Source organism: Kribbella sp. NPDC050241 (genome assembly GCF_044459685.1).
GTDB lineage: Bacteria > Actinomycetota > Actinomycetes > Propionibacteriales > Kribbellaceae > Kribbella.
Window position 1 is genome coordinate 1,571,111 of the sequence record NZ_JBITJE010000001.1, and the last position, 19,240, is coordinate 1,590,350.

The following is a 19,240-nucleotide window of genomic DNA, read 5'->3' on the forward strand; positions in this document are numbered from 1 at the left end:
GGAACTCGTTGCCTTAGCCAACTTGTCTCCGGGAACGCCGAGGCCCCCAGCCCGATATGAGCTGAGGGCCGGCCGGCCGCAGGAACTAGCTCGCGACGCGCTTCCTTGCCGCGGTCTTCTTCACAGCCGTCGCCTTCTTCGCCGCGCTGGACCTCGCCGCCGCCGTCTTCTTGGCTGCCGTCTTCTTCGCGGCGACCGCCTTCTTGGCGGGCACCTTCTTCACTGCGGCCGCCTGCTTCACATTCGGCTTGGCCGCGCGACCGGCCAGGATCTCCTTCAGGAACTCCCCCGTGTACGACGCCGGGTTCTCCGAGACCTCCTCCGGCGTACCTTCAGCGACCAGCGTCCCGCCGCGACGCCCACCATCGGGTCCGAGGTCGATGATCCAGTCCGCGGTCTTGATCACGTCGAGGTTGTGCTCGATGACCAGGACCGAGTTGCCCTTGTCCACCAGGCCGCCGAGGACGCCCAGCAACTTGCGGATGTCCTCGAAGTGCAGACCCGTCGTCGGCTCGTCCAGCACGTACACGGTCCGGCCGGTGGAACGCCGCTGCAGCTCCGACGCCAGCTTCACCCGCTGCGCCTCACCACCGGACAGCGTCGGCGCCGGCTGCCCGAGCCGGACGTACCCGAGGCCGACCTCGACCAGAGTCTTCAGGTGTCGCGAGATCGCCGGGATCGCAGCGAAGAACTCCGACGCCTCCTCGATCGGCATGTCCAGTACGTCGGCGACAGTCTTGCTCTTGTAGTGCACCTCGAGCGTCTCGCGGTTGTACCGCGCGCCGTGGCACACCTCGCAGGGCACGTAGACGTCCGGGAGGAAGTTCATCTCGATCTTCAGCGTGCCGTCACCCGAGCACGCCTCGCACCGGCCGCCCTTGACGTTGAACGAGAACCGGCCCTGCTGGTATCCGCGGACCTTCGCCTCCGGGGTGTCCGCGAACAGCTTGCGGATGTGGTCCCAAACCCCGGTGTACGTCGCCGGGTTGGATCGCGGCGTCCGGCCGATCGGCGACTGGTCCACATGGATGACCTTGTCGACCAACTCCATGCCGGAGATCTTCGTGTGCCGCCCCGGCACCGTGCGGGCGCCGTAGATGTGCCGCGCCAGCGACGTGTAGAGGATGTCGTTGACCAGCGTCGACTTGCCCGAGCCGGACACCCCGGTGACTGCGACGAAGACCCCGAGCGGGATCGTCACGTCGATGTCCTTGAGGTTGTTCTGCCGGGCGCCGTACACGGTCAGCTCGCGGCCCTCGGTCAGCGGCCGGCGGACCGCCGGCATCGGGATCTCCCGGCGGCCGGAGATGTACGCGCCGGTGATCGAGTCCGGGTGGTTGCGCAGGTCGTCGACCGTGCCGGAGACGACGACCTGGCCGCCGTGCTCGCCGGCGCCGGGGCCGATGTCGACCACCCAGTCGGCGTGGTCGATGGTGTCCTCGTCGTGCTCGACGACGATCAACGTGTTGCCCAGGTTCTTCAGGCGCACGAGGGTGTCGATCAGCCGCCGGTTGTCGCGCTGGTGCAGACCGATCGACGGCTCGTCCAGCACGTACAGCACGCCGACCAGGCCGGAGCCGATCTGCGTCGCGAGCCGGATCCGCTGCGCCTCGCCGCCGGACAGCGAGCCGGCCGGGCGGTTCAGCGCCAGGTAGTCCAGACCGACGTCGAGCAGGAACCGCAGCCGCTCGCCGATCTCCTTGACCACCCGCTCCGCGATCTGCTTCTCCCGCGGGCTCAGCTCCATGTCCACGAGGAACGCGTGCACCTCGTCGATCGACATCGCGCTGACCTCGGCGATGTTCTTGCCACCCATCGTCACGGCGAGCGAGATCGGCTTCAGCCGAGCGCCGTTGCAGGCCAGGCACGGCACCTCGCGCATGTACTCCTCGAAGCGCTCCCGCCCGGTGTCGCTGGACGCCTCGGCGTGCCGGCGCTCGACGTACGGGATCACGCCCTCGAAGGTGGTGTAGTACGACCGCTCGCGACCGTACCGGTTCTTGTAGGAGACGTGGACCTGCTTGTCGTGCCCGGTCAGCAGCGACTTCTTCGCCTTCGCCGGCAGCTCGCCGAACGGCGTGGTGGTCTTGATCTTCAGGTCCTTGGCCAGCGCCGCGAGCAGTCTCTCGAAGTACTGCGAGACGTTCGCTCCGGACCACGGCTGGATCGCTCCCTCGTCGAGTGACTTCGACGGGTCCGGGACCAGCAGCTCCGGGTCGACCTCCATCCGGGTGCCCAGACCGGTGCACACCGGGCAGGCGCCGTACGGCGAGTTGAACGAGAACGACCGTGGCTCGAGCTCGTCGATCGCCAGGGGGTGATCGTTCGGGCAGGCGAGCTTCTCGGAGAAGCGGCGCTCGCGATGCGGGTCGTCCTCCGGCAGGTCGACGAAGTCCAGCACCAGCAGACCGCTGGCCAGGCCGAGCGCGGTCTCGACCGAGTCGGTCAGACGCTGCTTCGCCGAGCTCTTCACCGCGAGCCGGTCGACGACCACATCGATGTCGTGCTTCTTCTGCTTGTCGAGCTTCGGCGGGTCGGTGAGCTGGATCGTCTCGCCGTCCACCCGGGCCCGCGACAACCCCTGACCGCTCAGCTGGCGGAACAGATCGAGGTACTCCCCCTTGCGGCCGCGGACGACCGGCGCGAGCACCTGGAACCGGGTGCCCTCCTCGAGCTCCAGCACGCGGTCGACGATCTGCTGCGGCGTCTGCCGCGCGATCGGCTCGCCACACTCCGGACAGTGCGGCCGACCGGCGCGGGCGAACAGCAGACGGAGGTAGTCGTACACCTCGGTGATCGTGCCGACGGTCGACCGCGGGTTGCGCGAAGTCGACTTCTGATCGATCGAAACGGCCGGCGACAGCCCCTCGATGAAGTCGACGTCGGGCTTGTCCATCTGGCCGAGGAACTGCCGCGCGTACGCCGACAGTGACTCGACGTACCGCCGCTGGCCCTCGGCGAAGATCGTGTCGAAGGCGAGACTGGACTTACCGGACCCCGAGAGTCCGGTGAAGACGATCATGGAGTCCCGAGGCAGGTCGACCGAGACGTCCTTCAGGTTGTGCTCGCGTGCTCCGCGCACGATCAGACGGTCAGACACAAGCTCACTCTCAGCCGTTCTCGAGGGTTACCGGGGACATGCCCCGTCATGCTAACGAGGCCCACCGACAAAAACTTCCGGCGCTGTGGCGGAGGCACCGGAAGGGCCGGGACACCGGTGCTGTCCCCCGGCCGCTTCGAAAGTATATTCGATCGTGACGGGTGGTTCGCGCAACCCGGGCCGGACATGACCGGAACGCCTCCGGGGTGCGAGGATCGGCGGTATCACCGACATCCAGGGAGAGGGCGCATGCCGGAGTACCACGGAAACGTCAAGGTCGGCGGACCAGCGCAGACGCACGAGCTGGCCCAGTTGATGATCACCAAGGTCGCGGTCGGGCCGATGGACAACAACGCCTACCTGCTGCGTTGCCGGCAGACCGACGAACAGGTGCTGATCGACGCCGCCAACGAGGCCGGCACGCTGCTGAAGCTGATCGGCGACGGCGGCCTGGCCCGCATCGTCACCACCCACCGCCACCAGGACCACTGGCAGGCCCTCGCCGAGGTCGTCGCCCGGACCAGCGCCACCACGGTGGCCGGCCGGTACGACGCCGAAGGCATCGAGGTCCCCACCGACCAACTCGTCGACGAGGGCGACCACATCTCTGTCGGCAACTGCAGCCTGCGCGTCATCCACCTGGTCGGCCACACGCCCGGCTCCATCGCCCTCGTGTACGACGACCCGGACGGCCCACCTCACCTGTTCACCGGCGACTGCTTGTTCCCCGGTGGCGTCGGCAATACGCAGGGCGACGCGGAGCGCTTCACCTCGCTCATCAACGACGTCGAGACCAAACTCTTCGGCACGCTCCCCGACGAGACCTGGGTCTACCCGGGCCACGGTGCCGACACCACTCTCGGCGCCGAGCGCCCGAAGCTAGGCGAGTGGCGAGCACGCGGTTGGTGAGAGGGTTCGGCGTTGACGATCCTGCGTGACGGCGCGTCGCCGTGAAATCACCCACAGCGGATCATGCGCGCCGGTGCGGAGGATCCTATCGTCGAGGCAATGGCGCGATGGCCGCGCACGGGAAAGGGAGCCTCGGATGCGTTCCTCGTTCGACAAACTCATCTCGTGGACCGGCTTGTTGCTCGCCGCCACACTCTTGCTGGCGGGCGGTCTGCTGACCTGGGCGTACGTTTTCATCAACAACGAGGTCGAGGGTCAGCTGTCCATCCAGGGCATCACGATGCCTGAGGGTCAGGCGCTGGAGTCGCTGCCCCCTGACGACCGCGACGCGCTCGACCAGTACGCCGGCAGCCCCATGGACACCGGCCCCGAGGCCAAGGCCTACGCCGACCACTACATCCTCGTGCACATGAACGCCGCCTCCAACGGCCGCACCTACCAGGAGGTCAGCGGCGCGTACCTGGCCATGAGCCCCGCAGAGAAGGTTTCCCCGCAGGGTCAGGCGCTCGCCGGACTGCGCGAGACCTTGTTCCAAGGCAACACGCTGCGCGGCCTGCTCCTCTACGGCTACGCGTTCGCGACGATGGGCACCATCGCCGGCATCGCGGCAATCGGTGCGTACATCGTCGCCATCATCCTGCTGGTTCTCGGCGTGCTGGGCCTGCGCCATGCCCGCCGGGCCGCGGCAGCGGAGCAGGCGAACGCCGCCGGGGTCTCACCGCCCGTCACGACCTGAGACAACCTCAGAACGGGACACGATGGTGTAGCGCCAGGTCCCGGCCAGCTTGCGGAACGGTTCCTCCAGGCCGCCGTCGGTCAGCGGGCGTTGGCCAAAAGGCCGCGCGGGTGGTCGGTGCGGACGCTAGGGTCGTGAACGTGTCGAGCTCACCGGTGAGTAGGGACGTGGTCGTCGTCGGCGCCGGCATTGTCGGCGCATCGGTGGCCTATCACGCCGCCCGGGCGGGCGCCAGCGTGACGTTGGTCGACGCCGGGAGGCCAGGCGCCGGCGTGACGGCGGACTCGTTCGCCTGGGTCACGCTCGCCGGGCCGAGCGGAGCGTCTGGCGTGCACAAGGGTCCGGCCGCCGGGCTGCGGGCCACCGCGACGGCGGAGTACCACCGACTCGGCGTCGAGTTGCCGGGACTCCCGGTGAGCTGGTCCGGTTCGCTGAGCTGGACCAGGGAGGACAGTGCGCCGGACGCCCGGCCTGGGCAGACGATCGTGGACGCGGCCACCGTGGCGACGCTCGAGCCCACCGTTCGGCAGCCTCCGGAGTGGGCAGTCTGGGCGCCGGCTGATGGCGCTGTTGACTCGGTGGGCGTGACCGAGCGGCTGGTCGCGGGCGCTCGCACCCATGGAGCTCGGGTACACCTGGACACGCCGGTTACCGCGGTCCGCCGGGATACGGCCGGCCGGATTGCTGGGGTTGAGACGGCAGCCGGACCCCTCTCCGGTGCGACGGTGGTGCTGGCGGCCGGAGTTGCCACGGCTGCGCTGGCCGCGCCGCTCGGCGTGCACGTCCCGGTCGAACCGTCGCCGTGCCCGCTGTTCCGGCTCCGCGCCCCGGCCGGTCTGGTCCGCGGCGTGGTCAACACCGAGGACTTCGATCTTCGGCAGGTCGCCGCGGACCGGCTGATAGCCGCCGCGGACTCGCCCGAACGGACCCTTGCCGCCGTCCGGTCCACTTTCCGTGGCGCCGGGAGCGTCGAGCTGCTCAGCACCCGACTCGGAGTGCGTCCGATGCCGGCCGACGGTGACCCGATCGTCGGCCCGGTCGCCGAGGTCCCCGGCCTCTACGTGGCAGTGATGCACTCGGCGGTCACGCTCGCCGCGGCCGTGGGCCGCCTGATCGCGCGGGAGTTGGTCGAGGGAACCGTCGAGTCGGCCCTGTCAGGTTGCCGCCCGGGCCGCTTCTGATGGTTGTGCGTCCTGTCCGACGCCATCCGTGAACGAGATTCAGACGCGGGACACTAGATGCCGGAACGGGCAGCCTCGATCTGCTCGCTGACCTTGGCGGCTCCGGCTGACGCCGCTAGCTCCTGCGCCTCGTCGGCCAAGGCACAGGCGTCGCCTGGGCGGTCCTGGGCGATGGCTACGTAGATGAGGCCGACGAGGTTGGCGGCGACACCTGCGGTGAAGCCGAGGGTACGACGGAGTGCTGTCGACTCCTCGAGGAGCGCACGGGCGCCGTCGAGATCGCCGGAGATGTGCGCCGCGATGCCGAGGTGCCGGAGGGCATAGGACAGCGTCATGTCGTCCCCGGCCGCCCTCGCCAGGTCCCGCGACGTCGTCAGCGGCTGAATCGAGGCCGCGATGTCGTCGCGCACGACCTGGTGGAAGCACCCGATCCAGAACTGCGCCTCTGCCTCGCCGCGGCGGTCACCCAGCGCCTTGCAGAACTCGGCCGCCTGCTCGAACAGCGTGAGCTCCTGCGCGTCCTCAACGCGGTTGTCCAGGAACCGCGCATGCAACACCTTCCCGCGAGCGAGTGCGAGATCCGCCCGCACACCATCGAGCTCCCGCTCGGCCGCGGTCAGCTCCTCGAACTCCCCGTTGAAGATCGCTCGCTCGCAAAGCTCCGCGGCACGCACCATTCGCTCGTCCATCGGTGGATTCTAGGCTGACGTAATGAGCGGGTTCGCGGACTACGAGCCGGAGACTGACCGCCGGGCGTTAGGTGCCGAGGTACAGACACGACCGGCGAAGGAGGCCGATCTCGATGCCTGCGCGCGGCTGATCGTGGCCCGCACGGGCGGGTCGGTCGACGGCCGCCGCCGACGGTTACTCGGCGATCTGCAGGATCCACGTCGGTACTCCGCGGTCGCGTGCGTGAGTGACGAGGTGGTCGGCTACGGCGGTGTGATCTGGCATGAGACCACCTCCGCCGATCCACCGACGACGGCACCGACCGGGTACTACCTGGTCGGCCTGATCGTGTCACCGGCCTGGCGCCGGCACGGTATCGGCGAACTCCTGACAATCGAGCGCATGCGGTGGACTGCAGAGCGCGCCGACACCATCCACTACTTCGCCAACCTCGCAAACGGCCCCACCCTGGACCTCCACGCCCGCCTCGGCTTCACGGAGCTGACCCGAGACTTCACCTTCCCCGGCAACCCCCTGAAACCCGGCACCGGCGTACTACTTCGAGCCCCACTCACGAAGGACCACTGAGCTGTCACTCAGTCGTGAACAAACGTCGGCCCCGAGCGGTTTCCCGAACCCGGATCCACGACTCGGCACTGGTGACGCTATCTGTCGGTTAGTTCGGTTGGGTGGGCTACTACGTCTACCAGGGCGTTGTTGCGGATGGCTGTGATCTCGGTACGTCGTCCGATGGCGTCGGCGAAGAGTTGGCGTTGGAGGGATTGGGCGTCGCGGAGGGGTGCGCCGTCGACGGCCAGGACGAGGTCACCTTGACGGAGGCCGGCTTGTGCGGCGGGGCTGCCCGCAATGACCTCGACGACGCGCAGCGCACTGCGTTGGTCGAAGCGTTCAGCCAACTGGGGCCGCAGGGGTGCGGGCGTCGTTACCAGCCCCAGGTACGCACGGCGTACCCGCCCGTCATGCAACAGCGAGTAGATGATCCGGCGAGTCGTCGGGTTGACGGGGACGGCGAGACCGAGACCGATGCCGGCGACGGCCGTGTTGATGCCGATGACCCGTCCGTTGCCGTCGGCAAGGGCTCCGCCGGAGTTGCCGGGGTTCAGCGCGGCGTCGGTCTGGATGACGTCCTCGATGATCCGTTGCGCGGACCCACTGCGTACCGGCAGTGACCGGCCGAGTGCGCTGACCACGCCGGCGGTGACGCTGCCAGCCAGGCCCAGTGGGTTGCCGACGGCAACCACCAGGTTCCCGACCTTCAGGCCGTCCGCGTCGCCGTACTCCGGCGGGTCCGGGATGTCGCGGTCGGCGCGCAGTACGGCGAGGTCCGACAACCGGTCGACGCCGATCACCCGGGCTTCGGCCGAGGTCCCGTCGGCGAACTCCGCGGTCGCGTGCTCGCCCTCGCCGACCACGTGGGCGTTCGTCAGCAGGTGCCCGTCCTCGGTCAGTACCACTGCCGATCCGGACGAGTCGCCCCGCCGGCTCCGGATCCGCAGGCTCGCGACCCGCGGGATCAAGTGTTCCGCCACTCCCGAGACCACCCGGGAGTACGCGTCCAGTACGTCGTCCTCCGCCATCTCCGCCTCCTGATTACAGCATTACACCGCAATCAACCCAGCGCACCAGACGTGAGCCGCAGCACAGATCTGACCGATCGGTTGAAAACTGGCCGATCGGTCAGGAAAGATGGCTTTCATGGCAGCCACCCCGGTCCGGGAGCGCACCCGGCACGAGATCGTCCGGCAGGCGATGCACCTGTTCCAGGACAGGGGCTACAACGCCACATCCCTGCAGGACATCGCCTCCGCCGCCGGTTGTTCCAAGGCGACGGTGCTGTACCACTTCAACGGCAAGCCCGCCGTCCTCGCCGCCGTGCTCGAGCCGGCCGCCGCGGACCTGGCCGGGCTGATGGACTCCGCCGCCGGGCTGTCGCAAACCGACGCCCAGGAGTTCGCGATCCAGCAGTTCACCGACCTCGCGGTCCGGTACCGCGGTGTGATCGACGTACTGCAGGACATCCTGCCGGTGATCGACGAGGTGCCCGAGATCGCCCAGTTGGTTGCTGACGGCATCAGGCTGACCGACCTGCTGGCCGGGAGCGACGACCCCCTCGAGCGGGATCTGGCCAAGTTCGCCATCAACGGCCTGCTCGGCGAGTGCCGCCATCCCGGTGAACGCACCGACGACGAACTCCGCAAGCTCTGCGACATCGCCCTCCGCAGAATCCTCAGATCCGCCTGACCTCGACTCCGATCGCCCCGGCCTCCGCCCCGGACGCCGCGCTCCTCTGCCCGCCCGTACGACCCGAACGGACGCCTACCCGATGGCCAATCTGCTGTACCGGCTCGGCCGGTTCTCCTACCAGCACCGGCGGCTCGTCGCCGCCGTCTGGGCGGTCTTCCTCGTTGCGCTGGGGGTCGCTGCGCTGACTCTCGGCGGCAAGACCGCGAACACGTTCTCGATCCCCGGCACCGAGTCGCAGCGAGCGCTCGACGCTCTCAAGCAGGAGTTGCCTGCGGCCAGCGGCGCGTCGGCCACGGTCGTGGTGAAGGCACCCGACGGCAAGACCCTCGCCGACCCGACCGTGAAGGCCGCCGTCGGCACGACCGTCGCCAAGGTCGCGAAGGTGCCTGAGGTCATCGGCGCGATCGACCCGTTCACCAGCAAGGCGATCAGCCCGGACGGCACCACCGGCCTCATCAGCGTCCAGTTCAGCAAGCCGGCCGATGAGCTCTCCAAACAGAGCACCGAGGCGTACGACGGCCTGAGCGGACTCAGCTCCGGAGACCTCAAGGTCGTCCCGGGCGGCCAGGTCGTCGGCGGCGTACCCGAGATCGGCGCGACCGAGGTGATCGGCGTGGTCGTCGCGGGCATCGTCCTGGTCGTCACGTTCGGTTCGCTGGTCGCGGCCGGGATGACCCTGCTGACGGCGCTGCTCGGGGTGCTGGCCGGGATGGCCGGCCTGTTCATCGTGACCGCGTTCACCGACGTGTCGTCGACGGCACCGATCCTGGCACTGATGCTCGGGCTCGCTGTCGGTATCGACTACGCGTTGTTCATCAGCTCACGGCACCGCAGCCAGCTCGCCGAGGGGATGGATCCCGAGGAGTCCGTTGCCCGGGCGGCGGCGACCGCCGGATCGGCGGTGCTGTTCGCGGGTGCGACCGTCGTGATCGCGCTGGCCGGTCTGTCCGTGGTCGGCGTTCCGTTCCTCACGGCCATGGGATTCGCGGCTGCCGCGACGGTGCTGACCGCCGTACTGGTCGCGCTCACGCTGCTGCCCGCGATGCTCGGGTTCGTCGGAAACCGGATCCTCCCCCGCAAGATCCGCAAGGCGCCGGCGACTGCGCCGGTCGAGGGCGCCGGCTTCCGCTGGGGGCGGCTGGTCACCCGGTTCCGCGTTCCGATCGTTGCCATCGGCATCATCGGATTGGGACTGCTGGCGATTCCGGCCAAGGACATGCGGCTCGCGCTGCCCGACGGTGCATCGGCCGCGGCCGGGTCGAACCAGCGGGTTGCGTACGACCTGACCGCTGAGGTATTCGGAGCAGGCGCCAATGGTCCGCTCGTCGTGGTTGTGAAGAGCAACGACCCGGCGCGGTCCGGCGCGCTGGTCCAGCAGGTGCTCGCGAAGACGCAGGGCATGCATGATGTGGTCGCGGCGCAGCCCGGCCCGGCGAGCCAGGACGGATCGACTCGGTTGCTGCAGATCATCCCGCAGAGCGGACCGGCCACCGAAGCGACCGCGGACCTGGTGAAGGACCTGCGGTCTGCGGTCAAGCCGCTCGCCACCGGCGACGCGAGTATCTCGGTGACCGGCAACACGGCCGTCGGGGTCGACGTGTCGAACAAGCTGTCCGACGCATTGCCGACGTACCTGTTCGTGGTCATCGGGCTCTCGTTCCTGCTGTTGCTGCTGGCGTTCCGGTCGCTGCTGGTGCCGCTGAAGGCGACGCTCGGATTCGTGCTGACGATCGGGGCGACGTTCGGCATCACCGTCGCCGTGTTCCAGCAGGGCTGGGCGGCCGGCCTGGTCGGGGTGGACTCCCCCGGACCGCTGGTCAGCTTCCTGCCGATCATCATGATGGGCGTGCTGTTCGGGCTGGCGATGGACTACGAAGTCTTCATCGTGTCCCGGGTGCGGGAGGAGTTCGTGCACGGGCGGCACGCGACCGACGCCACGATCGAAGGTATCGGGCACGGCGCTCGGGTGGTGTCCGCGGCTGCGCTCATCATGGCGTCGGTGTTCGCCGGGTTCATCCTGGTCCACGACCCGATCATCAAGGCGATCGGCTTCGGCCTGACGATCGGCGTACTGATCGACGCCTTCGTGGTCCGGATGACGCTGGTGCCGGCCGTACTCAGCCTGCTCGGCGACCGCGCCTGGTGGTTCCCGAAGTGGCTCGACCGCATCACCCCGAAGGTCGACATCGAAGGCGAGTCCCTCCGCATCGACGAAAACCCCGACCCCAAGAAACTCGCCGGCATCCACTGAACACCCTGAGGGCATCGGCCGACCCAACCCCGATGCCCCTCACCGCAACAAACTCGACGCATCCCCGACCCGGTAGGCGGCGTAGCTTTCCGCGGAGATGCCTACCCGGCCGGCCAGGACACTGCTCGGAATGACGTAGATGCTGCCGTCGCCGAGAACGATGAAGAACAGGTCGATCGACTCGGGATCGTAAGGCATCTTGCCGGCGGACTTGTCGAGCACGTACGGGCGGCGTCCGACCCCGACATACCAGTAACCCCTGCCGTTGCGTGAGGCACAGGTCTTCACCTGTACCCGCTGAATACCCTTGGAGGTCGTCACCAGCAGGTCATATTCCTGAGGCTCGACGGGCAGCGCAACCGCACATCCGCGCAAGGTGAACCAGGCCATCGCCAGCGCCGATGCCGCAGTACGGAGCGACTCCAGCCGGACCGGCTCGACGAAGACGTCTTCTGCTGTCGCCGAGAGGTCCAGCTTCTTCAAGTGCATGCAATCCAGACCCAACCGGACCGCATGTCCCTTGACCCGAACCCGATTCTCACCGTTGTCGATGACCCCGAGGCCAGCAAGCACATCGGCCCAACAGCTCGCCCCGATGACCGTCTCACGTAGCAGTTGGTCGGACCAGCGGCGCTGCCCGGTGAAGTGCGATGTGTCCAGTTCGAGACGTGCAACGTGCCGCTGCACCGTTCGGATGACTCCCGCGGACGTGCCCTTCAGTCCAAGGGCGCGGGCAACAGCACGCCAGGAGCTGCTGCTCTCGACTGCCTCACGCAGTTGGTTGTCGTTCCAGCTTCGTCGATCCCCCATGGTGTCAACGTAATGAGGGGCACCGACAATGTCGGTGCCCCTCATGGGGTCGGGCTGCCGAGATTTGAACTCGGGATCTCTTGTCCCCCAGACAAGCGCCTTACCTGACTAGGCCACAGCCCGCGAGTCGCTCCTAGGAGCGAGCCGGGGTAAACCTTACCCCATTCGTGGGGGTGGTTCTTACCGGGTTTGTCGGAGCTGGGTTCAGCGCTTGGACTTCTTCTGGCGGGCTCGGATCTGGACGTGGACGGGGCTGCCGACGAAGCCGAAGTCCTCGCGGAGGCGGCGCTCGATGAAGCGCTGGTACGACGGCTCGATCTGGCCGGAGGTGAAGATCGCGAACGTCGGCGGCATCGTCGTGGCCTGGGTGCCGAACAGGATCTTCGGCTGCTTGCCGGACCGGACCGGGTGCGGGTGCGCCGCCACCAGCCGGCCGAGGAAGGCGTTCAGTTGGCCGGTCGGGACGCGGGTCTGCCAGCCCTCGAGCGCCGCCTCGATGGCCGGGACGAGCTTCTCCATGTGCCGGCCGGTCAGCGCGCTGATGTTCACCCGCGGCGCCCAGCGGAACTGCACCAGGTCGCGGTCGATCTCGCGCTCCAGGTAGTAGCGCCGGTCCTCGTCGACCAGGTCCCACTTGTTGTACGCGATCACGAGTGCCTTGCCGGCCTCCTCGACCGCGTTCATGATCCGGATGTCCTGCTCCGACATCGTCTCCGACGCGTCCACCACGACCACGACGACCTCGGCCCGCTCGATCGCCGCGTTGGTCCGCAGCGAGGCGTAGTACTCGTGGCCCTGGGCGTTCTTCACCTTGCGCCGGATGCCGGCGGTGTCGATGAACCGCCACTCCTTGCCCGCCAGCGTGATCAGCTCGTCCACCGGGTCGACCGTCGTACCGGCAATGTCGCTGACGACGACCCGGTCCTCCTTGGCCACCTTGTTCAGCAGCGAGGACTTGCCCACGTTCGGCTTGCCGACGATCGCGATCCGGCGCGGTCCGCCGGCCTCGCCGTCCCGCTCCGGCGGCGCCTCGGGCAACGCCGCGAGGACGGCGTCGAGCATGTCGCCGGTGCCGCGGCCGTGCATACCCGAGACCGGGAACGGCTCGCCGATGCCGAGGCTCCACAAGTTCATCGCCTCGGACTCGATCCGCTGGTCGTCGACCTTGTTCGCGGCCAGCACGACCGGCTTGCCGGACTTGCGCAGTACCCGGACGACCGCTTCGTCGGCGTCGGTGATTCCGACCGTCGCGTCCACCACGAACAGGACCGCGTCGGCGGCGTTGATGGCCACCTCGGCCTGGGCGGCGACCAGCGCGGCCATCCCGACCGCGTCCGGGTCCCAGCCGCCGGTGTCGACGACGGTGAAGCCCCGGCCGGCCCAGTTCGCGTCGTACGAGACGCGGTCGCGGGTGACACCCGGGGTGTCCTCGACGACGGCCTCGCGGCGGCCGATGATGCGGTTCACCAGCGTGGACTTGCCCACGTTCGGCCGGCCGACGATCGCGAGGACCGGCAGCGGGCCGGTGTCCTCGCGCTCGTGCGTTGGCTCGGCGAAGTCGTAGCCGGTGGGCAGGTCACTCATCAGGGTCCTTCTTGTCTGGCTCGCCCGGGAGGGGGTGGCCGGTGGCTTCGACGGCCGCCTTCATATGGGCTCGCAGCACGTCGCCGATCTGGTCGGCAACCGCTCGTACGTCGGAGTGCCTCCGGGGAAATGGTACGCGGTCAACCGCGAACACCTCGCCATAGACGACATCGATCCGGCTCCCGGCCGGTGGGAAGCCCTCCACATCGCCGTGCGGCAGCCGGGTCCCGAGCAGCGCCACCGGCAGGATCGGCGCCCCCGTCACCATGGCCAGATACGCCACCCCGCCCCGGATCCGGCCGAAGTCGCCCGCCCCACGGGTCCCCTCTGGATAGATGTTCAGCACCCGACCGTCTCGCAGTACCTGGATCGACTTCCGCACCGCGAGCGGGTCGTACGACGACCTGTCGACGGGGATCTGCCCGATCCGGCGCAGCAACCAGCCCTGCAGGCCACCGAACACCTCGATCTTGCCGAGCTGGTGCAGCATCCGGGGCGCCATCGCCCCGAGCAGTGGTGCGTCCAGCAGGCTGAGGTGGTTCGGAGTCATCAGCACCGGCCCCGTCAGCGGGAACCGGTCCTCGTGGTGGACGGTCAGCTTGTACTTGCGCCGGAAGTAGGGCCTGGCGACCTTGCGCAGCGGCGACGCGAGCCGGTACGGCAACGGGCGCAGGTCTGCGGTGCTGGGCAACTCCAGGTGCCCGGTGACTTCGGCTGTCATGACTCCCGGCGCGCGGCCTCGGCCTCCTTCGCGAGCCGGCTGATCACGTCGATGACCTCCTCCAGGGAGAGGTGCGTCGAGTCGATGGTGACCGCGCCGTCGGAGGCGACCTGGAACTCCGACACGGTCGCGTCGTCGGCGTCCCGGCGGACGATCTGGTCGCGGAGCTGCTCGGCTGTCACCGAACCGGCCGCAAGTTCCGCGCCACGGCGCGCCATCCGGGCGGCCTGGTCGGCGGTGAGCAGCACCTTCAGCTCGGCGTCGGTCGCGACCACGGTGGCGATGTCTCGGCCCTCGACCACGATCCCGCCGCTTGGCTGGGCAGCGTCGATGACGGCGCGCTGCCGCCGGATCAGCTCCTTGCGGACGTCCAGGTTGGTGGCGATCTTGGAGACCGTCTCGCTGATCCGAGGCTCCCGGATCGCGGCCGTCACGTCGGTGCCGTCGGCGATGACGAACTGCCGCGTGGGGTCGGTGCTGATCTCCAGCCGCAGCTCCCGCGCCCGCTCGGCGACCGCCGCGGTGTCGTCGAGATCGAGACCGTGCTCCATCGCCGACCACGTCACCGCGCGGTACGTCGCACCGGTGTCCAGAAAGCGCAACCCCAGCCGGCTGGCGACGCCGCGGGCGGTACTCGACTTGCCGGAGCCGCTCGGGCCGTCCACAGCGATGATCATGGCCCAGAGATTACCTGTGGCCGGGGACAACCTCGGCACCTACCGGTGCACGACCCAGCCTCGGTCGGTCAGTACGTCGACCAGCTGGTCGACCGAGGCGGGTTTGACCGCCAACTCGACCTCACCGACCGGGCGGCCGGGGCTGTGGTCGATCCGCAGGTCCTCGACGTTCGCACCGGACTCGGCGGCGTCGGCGAACAGCCGGGCCAGCTGTCCCGGCCGGTCCGGGATCGTGACCAGAACGGTGACGAGATCGATGTGCGGCGTACCGTGCTTGCCGGGTACGCGGACCGCACCGGACACGCCTTGGCCCAGAATCGAGGTCAGCTCCTCGCCCGCCTCTTCCTTGCCCAGAGCAACGAGAACGCGGTCGAGTTCGCCGCGGATCTGCTCGAGCAGGCCGGTCAGCGCGGTCGAGTTCGCGGACACGATCTGGGTCCACAGCTTCGGGTCGCCGGCCGCGATCCGGGTGACGTCACGGACACCTTGGCCCGACAGTTGCAGGTGTGAGCTCGGGGCGTCGGCCAGCGTCCCGGCAGCGAGCGCCGACATCAGATGCGGCAGGTGCGACACCCGGGCGACGGCGAGGTCGTGGTCCTCGACCGACAGCTCGACAGTCCGCGCGCCCGACGCCTCGGCGAGCCGCCGAACCAGCTCGACCGCCTCCGGAGCGCTGGTCTCGTGCGGCGTGATCGCCCAGGTCGCGCCGTCGAACAGGTCTGCGCGTCCGGCCAACGGGCCGTTCCGCTCCGACCCTGCCATCGGGTGGCTCCCGACGTACCGGCTGAGGTCGGTCGTGAGCTTGCGCGCGTCGGCCAGCGGCTTGGACTTCACGCTGGCCGCGTCGGTCACGATCGCGTCGGTCTGCTCGAGCTGCTCCGCGATCACCGCGCCGACATGGTCAGGCGGTACGGCGACGACCACGAGCTGTGGCTCGATCTGGACCAGCCGGGAGCCGGCCCCGATCCGCTCGGCCATCAGCGCGCTGTCCGGGTTGGCGTCGACCAACTCCACGACCACACCGAGCCGGGCCAGCGCCAGGCCGATCGACGTACCGATCAGGCCGGTACCGACGATCCGGACCGGACCCCGCAGCTCACTCATTGGTCACTGGGCGCCCGTCAGATCCGGGCGGAGCGCCACGGCGCCGTGCAGGTAGACATGCTGGATCTTCTCCCGCGACCGCGGGGTCTCGGTGTGCACCATCATCCGGACCACCCGCGGCAGTGCGTGCGGTACCGCGATCTCCTGCATGCACATCAGCGGTACGTCGGTCAGGCCGATCTGCCGGCCCGCCACCGCCGGGAACTCCGAGTGCAGGTCCGGCGTGACGGTGAACAGGATGCTGATCAGATCCTCGTTCTCCAGATCGTTCGCCTCCAGGACCGCCCGCACCAGCTCGGCGGACCGCTCGAGCAGATGCTCGCGCTCGTCCACGTCGAGCTGGGTGGCACCCCGGATCGCCCGTACCGCCACGTGTCGGCCTCCTCGCTCAGGTCTTCTTGTCTGTCTCAACACTAGGCCAGAGCCGCCACAGAGTGGACAGCCGTCTCGGATTCCGCGCTCCTGCAGACCCCTGGAGTCAGCCACTCCGGGCCGCCTCCAGCAGCCGCCTAGCCACCGGAAGCAGCCCGGCCTCGCGGACCGGCGCGAGCGGATCGGACAGCTGCCGTCGACGCCGGAACGTGCCAGGCGGTTCGCCGTACGCGAGGGAGAAGCGGCGTGAGAAGTGGTACGGATTGCTGTAGCCGCCGTCGGACGCGATCTCCGCGATCGTCGCGTTGGTGCGCAGCAGAGCGGTCGCCGCGCGGGCCAGCCGGATCAGATCCAGCGCGTACGCCGGTCCGCAGTCGTACCGCTCCCGGAAGAGCCGGTGAAGGTGTCCGGCCGACATGTTGGCCGCGGCGGCCAACTCGGGGACGGAAATGATCCGCGGCCCGCGCCTGGCCCACACGCTCGCCACGTGGTCGACCATGCGCCGAACGCCATCCGGCAGCTCGTCACGCGACGGGCCGACCGGAGCACTGACGAAGACCTCCAGCATCGTCGCCACGAGCCGGTCGCTGTGTCCCGGAACCGACTCCGGCACGCCGGTCAGGTCCAGCAGATAGGTGCACAGTTCGTCGAGCAGCCCCGGATCGGATCTCGATCGCACCGAGGGCCAACTCGACGCAGCGCCGAGTCCGCCGAAGTCCTCGATCTGGAAGTGCACGTAGGCGTGCCGGGACCAGTGATCACAGTCCCAGATATAGGAGTCCCGGTTGCCGCGCCGGGCCAACGCCACCGTTCCGGGGCGCAACTCCTCCTCCACCGTCGCCTGATGGACTCCGGCGTCGTCGTACAGCTCGGTCCGCCAGAGCGCCGAACCGTGCAGGAGCCAGAGCAATTCGAAGTTCGGCAACCAGCGCGGACCGTAGGTTGCCCCGGGCGCATAGTCCGCGACCTGGACCACGGAGTTCACGCTGATCACCGGTGGTCGCGATGTCACGAACAGATAGTAGAGCGCGCGCCGGCGACATTGGCCGTCCGGTCGTGCTCTGAGATTGTGAAGCCGGTCATCGCCAACCCCAGGCCGGATGGAGCGCCCCAATGCAGCCTGTCACCGCCGTACGCAGGTTCACCGAGGTCACCGACGAGTTGATCGAGTCGTTCCGGCGCGACGGCTTCGTGGTCCTCGATCAAGCCCTCCCACCCGACCAGGTCGCCGCGCTCCACACAGCGGCCGAGCACCTGTGCCGCGGTGACCTCGGAGCCGTCGAAGGCAGCCCGAGCACGGAGCCGGGCGAGGACGTCGTGCGCAAGTACCTGTGCATTCACCAGCCCCACAAGGTGTCCGACGTGGCGCTGGCCGCGTTGCGCGCACCGCGCGTGGTGACCGCACTGACCGCGCTGATCGGGCCGAACGTGAAGGCGATGCAGTCGATGCTGTTCATCAAGTCCGAGGGCAAGCCGGGCCAGGCCTGGCACCAGGACGAGTTCTTCATCCCGACCAGGGACCGCTCGCTGACCGCGGTGTGGATCGCGCTCGACGACGCCACCGTGGAGAACGGCTGCCTGTGGGTGCTTCCGGGCTCGCACCGGCGCGGTGTCATCTATCCCGATCGGGAGCAGGACGATCTCCGCTTCGACTGCACGGTGGAGTTGTTCGACTTCCCCTACACCGACGACGACGCAGTACCGGTCGAGGTGCCGGCGGGTTCGGCGGTGATCTTCAACGGCTACCTGCTGCACCGATCACTGCCGAACACCACGCGGCGCGGACTCCGCCGGGCCCTCGCCAACCACTACATGAGCGCGGAGTCGCTGCTCCCGTGGCATTCCGTGCCGGCCGGCGTCCATGTCGGCAAGCACGACTACCGCGACATCGTGATGGTAGCCGGGACCGACCCGTACGCCTACAAGGGCATCGACGACATCGCGCGCCCGCATTCCCGCGCCGACAAGGACGGCGGCTGCGACCGCTAGGACACGTCGCTAGAGCCGTGCCCTAGCGGGTCTGCGCCTCGGCGGCGTCGACGGCCTGCTCCAGGAGCAGGGCGATCGTCATCGGACCGACCCCGCCGGGGACCGGTGTGATCAGGCTCGCGACCTCGGCCGCGGCGGCGAAGTCGACGTCCCCGACGTTGCCCTCGTTGTAGCCGGCGTCGACGACGACCGCGCCGGGCTTGAGCCAGTCGCCCTGGACGAAGTTCGGCCGGCCGACCGCGGCCACCACGATGTCCGCGGTCCGGACGATCGCGGGCAGGTCGGTGGTTCGGGAGTGCGTGTAGGTGACGGTCGCGTTCGATGCCAGCAGCAACATCCCGGCCGGCTTGCCGAGAATCGGGCTGCGGCCGATCACGACCGCGTGCGCCCCGGCGATCGGCACGTCGTACGCCTCGAGCAGGCGCATGATCCCGCCGGGCGTCGCGGACCGGAAGCCTGGTTCACCGAACGCCATCGCACCGAACGACCGCGTGGTCACGCCGTCGACGTCCTTGGCCGGGTCGATCGCCTCGAACGCGGCCCGCTCATCGATCTGCGCAGGCACCGGGTGCTGCAGCAGGATCCCGTGCACCGCCGCGTCCTGGGACAGCTTGGTCAGCTCAGCGACCAGCTCCTCGGTCGTCGTCTCCGCGGGCAGTACCACGCTCCGCGACCCGATGCCGGCCTTCTTCGACCGGTTCTGCTTCATCCGCACGTACGTCGCCGACGCGGGATCGTCACCGACCAGCACGGTGGCCAGGCACGGCTGGACCCCGGTCCGCTCCTGCAGTGCACGGGCCCGGTCGGCCGTCTTCGCCACGATCTCGGCGGCAACGTCGGTACCGGTCATCAAAGTGGCAGTCATAGCGCGC

General features: G+C 68.8%; 18 protein-coding genes and 1 tRNA gene. 7 read left to right on the forward strand and 12 right to left on the reverse strand.

Features of this window, described 5'->3' with window-relative positions:
* Positions 1-85: 85 nt before the first annotated feature.
* Positions 86-3,100 (reverse strand): excinuclease ABC subunit UvrA, encoded by a 3,015-nt coding sequence (uvrA, locus tag ACIBG5_RS07420; RefSeq protein ID WP_396390677.1) that lies wholly within the window; start codon positions 3,098-3,100, stop codon positions 86-88.
* 249 nt (positions 3,101-3,349) lie between these two features.
* Between uvrA and ACIBG5_RS07425 the strand changes: the two genes are divergently transcribed.
* From ACIBG5_RS07425 to ACIBG5_RS07435, 3 genes are all read left to right on the forward strand, one after another.
* Positions 3,350-4,009, forward strand: coding sequence for an MBL fold metallo-hydrolase (locus ACIBG5_RS07425; protein ID WP_396390678.1), 660 nt, complete (start codon positions 3,350-3,352; stop codon positions 4,007-4,009).
* Between the two features lie 136 nt (positions 4,010-4,145).
* Positions 4,146-4,745, forward strand: a complete 600-nt coding sequence (locus ACIBG5_RS07430) for a hypothetical protein (protein ID WP_396390679.1) — start codon at positions 4,146-4,148, stop codon at positions 4,743-4,745.
* Between the two features lie 155 nt (positions 4,746-4,900).
* The gene (locus tag ACIBG5_RS07435; RefSeq protein WP_396390680.1) at positions 4,901-5,926 is read left to right on the forward strand and encodes an NAD(P)/FAD-dependent oxidoreductase; all 1,026 of its coding nucleotides are present in this window, start codon (positions 4,901-4,903) and stop codon (positions 5,924-5,926) included.
* A 53-nt stretch (positions 5,927-5,979) separates the two neighbouring features.
* Here the strand turns inward: ACIBG5_RS07435 and ACIBG5_RS07440 are convergent, their stop codons facing one another.
* A complete protein-coding gene (locus ACIBG5_RS07440; protein ID WP_396390681.1) occupies positions 5,980-6,615 on the reverse strand; it encodes a tetratricopeptide repeat protein in 636 nt (211 codons plus the stop codon).
* A gap of 22 nt (positions 6,616-6,637) precedes the next feature.
* Between ACIBG5_RS07440 and ACIBG5_RS07445 the strand changes: the two genes are divergently transcribed.
* Positions 6,638-7,183, forward strand: coding sequence for a GNAT family N-acetyltransferase (locus ACIBG5_RS07445; protein ID WP_396390682.1), 546 nt, complete (start codon positions 6,638-6,640; stop codon positions 7,181-7,183).
* Between the two features lie 77 nt (positions 7,184-7,260).
* Here the strand turns inward: ACIBG5_RS07445 and ACIBG5_RS07450 are convergent, their stop codons facing one another.
* Positions 7,261-8,193, reverse strand: a complete 933-nt coding sequence (locus ACIBG5_RS07450; RefSeq protein ID WP_396390683.1) for a S1C family serine protease — start codon at positions 8,191-8,193, stop codon at positions 7,261-7,263.
* 118 nt (positions 8,194-8,311) lie between these two features.
* Between ACIBG5_RS07450 and ACIBG5_RS07455 the strand changes: the two genes are divergently transcribed.
* Together ACIBG5_RS07455 and ACIBG5_RS07460 are read left to right on the forward strand one after the other, a co-directional pair.
* Positions 8,312-8,857: a TetR/AcrR family transcriptional regulator gene (locus ACIBG5_RS07455; RefSeq protein WP_396390684.1), complete on the forward strand. Its 546-nt coding sequence runs from the start codon at positions 8,312-8,314 to the stop codon at positions 8,855-8,857.
* Positions 8,858-8,939: 82 nt separating this feature from the next.
* Positions 8,940-11,111: an MMPL family transporter gene (locus tag ACIBG5_RS07460; RefSeq protein WP_396390685.1), complete on the forward strand. Its 2,172-nt coding sequence runs from the start codon at positions 8,940-8,942 to the stop codon at positions 11,109-11,111.
* A 39-nt stretch (positions 11,112-11,150) separates the two neighbouring features.
* Here ACIBG5_RS07460 and ACIBG5_RS07465 read toward each other — a convergent pair whose 3' ends face one another.
* From ACIBG5_RS07465 to ACIBG5_RS07500, 8 genes are all read right to left on the reverse strand, one after another.
* Positions 11,151-11,966 (reverse strand): group I intron-associated PD-(D/E)XK endonuclease, encoded by an 816-nt coding sequence (locus ACIBG5_RS07465; RefSeq protein WP_396390686.1) that lies wholly within the window; start codon positions 11,964-11,966, stop codon positions 11,151-11,153.
* A gap of 4 nt (positions 11,967-11,970) precedes the next feature.
* A tRNA-Pro gene (locus tag ACIBG5_RS07470) sits at positions 11,971-12,044 on the reverse strand.
* An 81-nt stretch (positions 12,045-12,125) separates the two neighbouring features.
* On the reverse strand, positions 12,126-13,505 hold the full coding sequence (der, locus tag ACIBG5_RS07475) for a ribosome biogenesis GTPase Der (RefSeq protein ID WP_396390687.1): 1,380 nt from the start codon (positions 13,503-13,505) through the stop codon (positions 12,126-12,128).
* On the reverse strand, positions 13,498-14,226 hold the full coding sequence (locus ACIBG5_RS07480) for a lysophospholipid acyltransferase family protein (RefSeq protein WP_396390688.1): 729 nt from the start codon (positions 14,224-14,226) through the stop codon (positions 13,498-13,500). Before ACIBG5_RS07480 ends, der begins: the two co-directional genes overlap by 8 nt.
* Entirely contained in the window at positions 14,223-14,903 is a 681-nt protein-coding gene (cmk, locus tag ACIBG5_RS07485) for a (d)CMP kinase (RefSeq protein WP_396390689.1), read from the reverse strand. Before cmk ends, ACIBG5_RS07480 begins: the two co-directional genes overlap by 4 nt.
* Positions 14,904-14,942: 39 nt before the next feature.
* Complete coding sequence (locus ACIBG5_RS07490) at positions 14,943-16,007, reverse strand: prephenate dehydrogenase (RefSeq protein WP_396390690.1); 1,065 nt, start codon at positions 16,005-16,007, stop codon at positions 14,943-14,945.
* Positions 16,008-16,010: 3 nt separating this feature from the next.
* On the reverse strand, positions 16,011-16,379 hold the full coding sequence (gene aroH, locus ACIBG5_RS07495; RefSeq protein ID WP_360446905.1) for a chorismate mutase: 369 nt from the start codon (positions 16,377-16,379) through the stop codon (positions 16,011-16,013).
* Between the two features lie 106 nt (positions 16,380-16,485).
* Complete coding sequence (locus ACIBG5_RS07500) at positions 16,486-17,391, reverse strand: helix-turn-helix domain-containing protein (RefSeq protein WP_396390691.1); 906 nt, start codon at positions 17,389-17,391, stop codon at positions 16,486-16,488.
* A gap of 101 nt (positions 17,392-17,492) precedes the next feature.
* On the opposite strand from ACIBG5_RS07500, the gene ACIBG5_RS07505 reads away from it, so the two are divergent.
* On the forward strand, positions 17,493-18,368 hold the full coding sequence (locus ACIBG5_RS07505) for a phytanoyl-CoA dioxygenase family protein (RefSeq protein WP_396390692.1): 876 nt from the start codon (positions 17,493-17,495) through the stop codon (positions 18,366-18,368).
* A gap of 22 nt (positions 18,369-18,390) precedes the next feature.
* Here the strand turns inward: ACIBG5_RS07505 and ACIBG5_RS07510 are convergent, their stop codons facing one another.
* The gene (locus tag ACIBG5_RS07510; RefSeq protein WP_396390693.1) at positions 18,391-19,233 is read right to left on the reverse strand and encodes a bifunctional 5,10-methylenetetrahydrofolate dehydrogenase/5,10-methenyltetrahydrofolate cyclohydrolase; all 843 of its coding nucleotides are present in this window, start codon (positions 19,231-19,233) and stop codon (positions 18,391-18,393) included.
* Positions 19,234-19,240: the final 7 nt, after the last annotated feature.

What these genes read in the sequence shown, in the direction of transcription:
- ACIBG5_RS07425 (WP_396390678.1), top strand. Translation starts at nt 3,350, where the DNA reads ATGCCGGAGTACCACGGAAACGTCAAGGTCGGCGGACCAGCGCAGACG.
- ACIBG5_RS07430 (WP_396390679.1), top strand. Translation starts at nt 4,146, where the DNA reads ATGCGTTCCTCGTTCGACAAACTCATCTCGTGGACCGGCTTGTTGCTC.
- ACIBG5_RS07440 (WP_396390681.1), bottom strand. Translation starts at nt 6,615, where the DNA reads ATGGACGAGCGAATGGTGCGTGCCGCGGAGCTTTGCGAGCGAGCGATC.
- ACIBG5_RS07445 (WP_396390682.1), top strand. Translation starts at nt 6,638, where the DNA reads ATGAGCGGGTTCGCGGACTACGAGCCGGAGACTGACCGCCGGGCGTTA.
- ACIBG5_RS07450 (WP_396390683.1), bottom strand. Translation starts at nt 8,193, where the DNA reads ATGGCGGAGGACGACGTACTGGACGCGTACTCCCGGGTGGTCTCGGGA.
- ACIBG5_RS07455 (WP_396390684.1), top strand. Translation starts at nt 8,312, where the DNA reads ATGGCAGCCACCCCGGTCCGGGAGCGCACCCGGCACGAGATCGTCCGG.
- ACIBG5_RS07460 (WP_396390685.1), top strand. Translation starts at nt 8,940, where the DNA reads ATGGCCAATCTGCTGTACCGGCTCGGCCGGTTCTCCTACCAGCACCGG.
- ACIBG5_RS07465 (WP_396390686.1), bottom strand. Translation starts at nt 11,966, where the DNA reads ATGAGGGGCACCGACATTGTCGGTGCCCCTCATTACGTTGACACCATG.
- der (WP_396390687.1), bottom strand. Translation starts at nt 13,505, where the DNA reads ATGAGTGACCTGCCCACCGGCTACGACTTCGCCGAGCCAACGCACGAG.
- ACIBG5_RS07480 (WP_396390688.1), bottom strand. Translation starts at nt 14,226, where the DNA reads ATGACAGCCGAAGTCACCGGGCACCTGGAGTTGCCCAGCACCGCAGAC.
- cmk (WP_396390689.1), bottom strand. Translation starts at nt 14,903, where the DNA reads ATGATCATCGCTGTGGACGGCCCGAGCGGCTCCGGCAAGTCGAGTACC.
- ACIBG5_RS07490 (WP_396390690.1), bottom strand. Translation starts at nt 16,007, where the DNA reads ATGAGTGAGCTGCGGGGTCCGGTCCGGATCGTCGGTACCGGCCTGATC.
- ACIBG5_RS07505 (WP_396390692.1), top strand. Translation starts at nt 17,493, where the DNA reads ATGCAGCCTGTCACCGCCGTACGCAGGTTCACCGAGGTCACCGACGAG.
- ACIBG5_RS07510 (WP_396390693.1), bottom strand. Translation starts at nt 19,233, where the DNA reads ATGACTGCCACTTTGATGACCGGTACCGACGTTGCCGCCGAGATCGTG.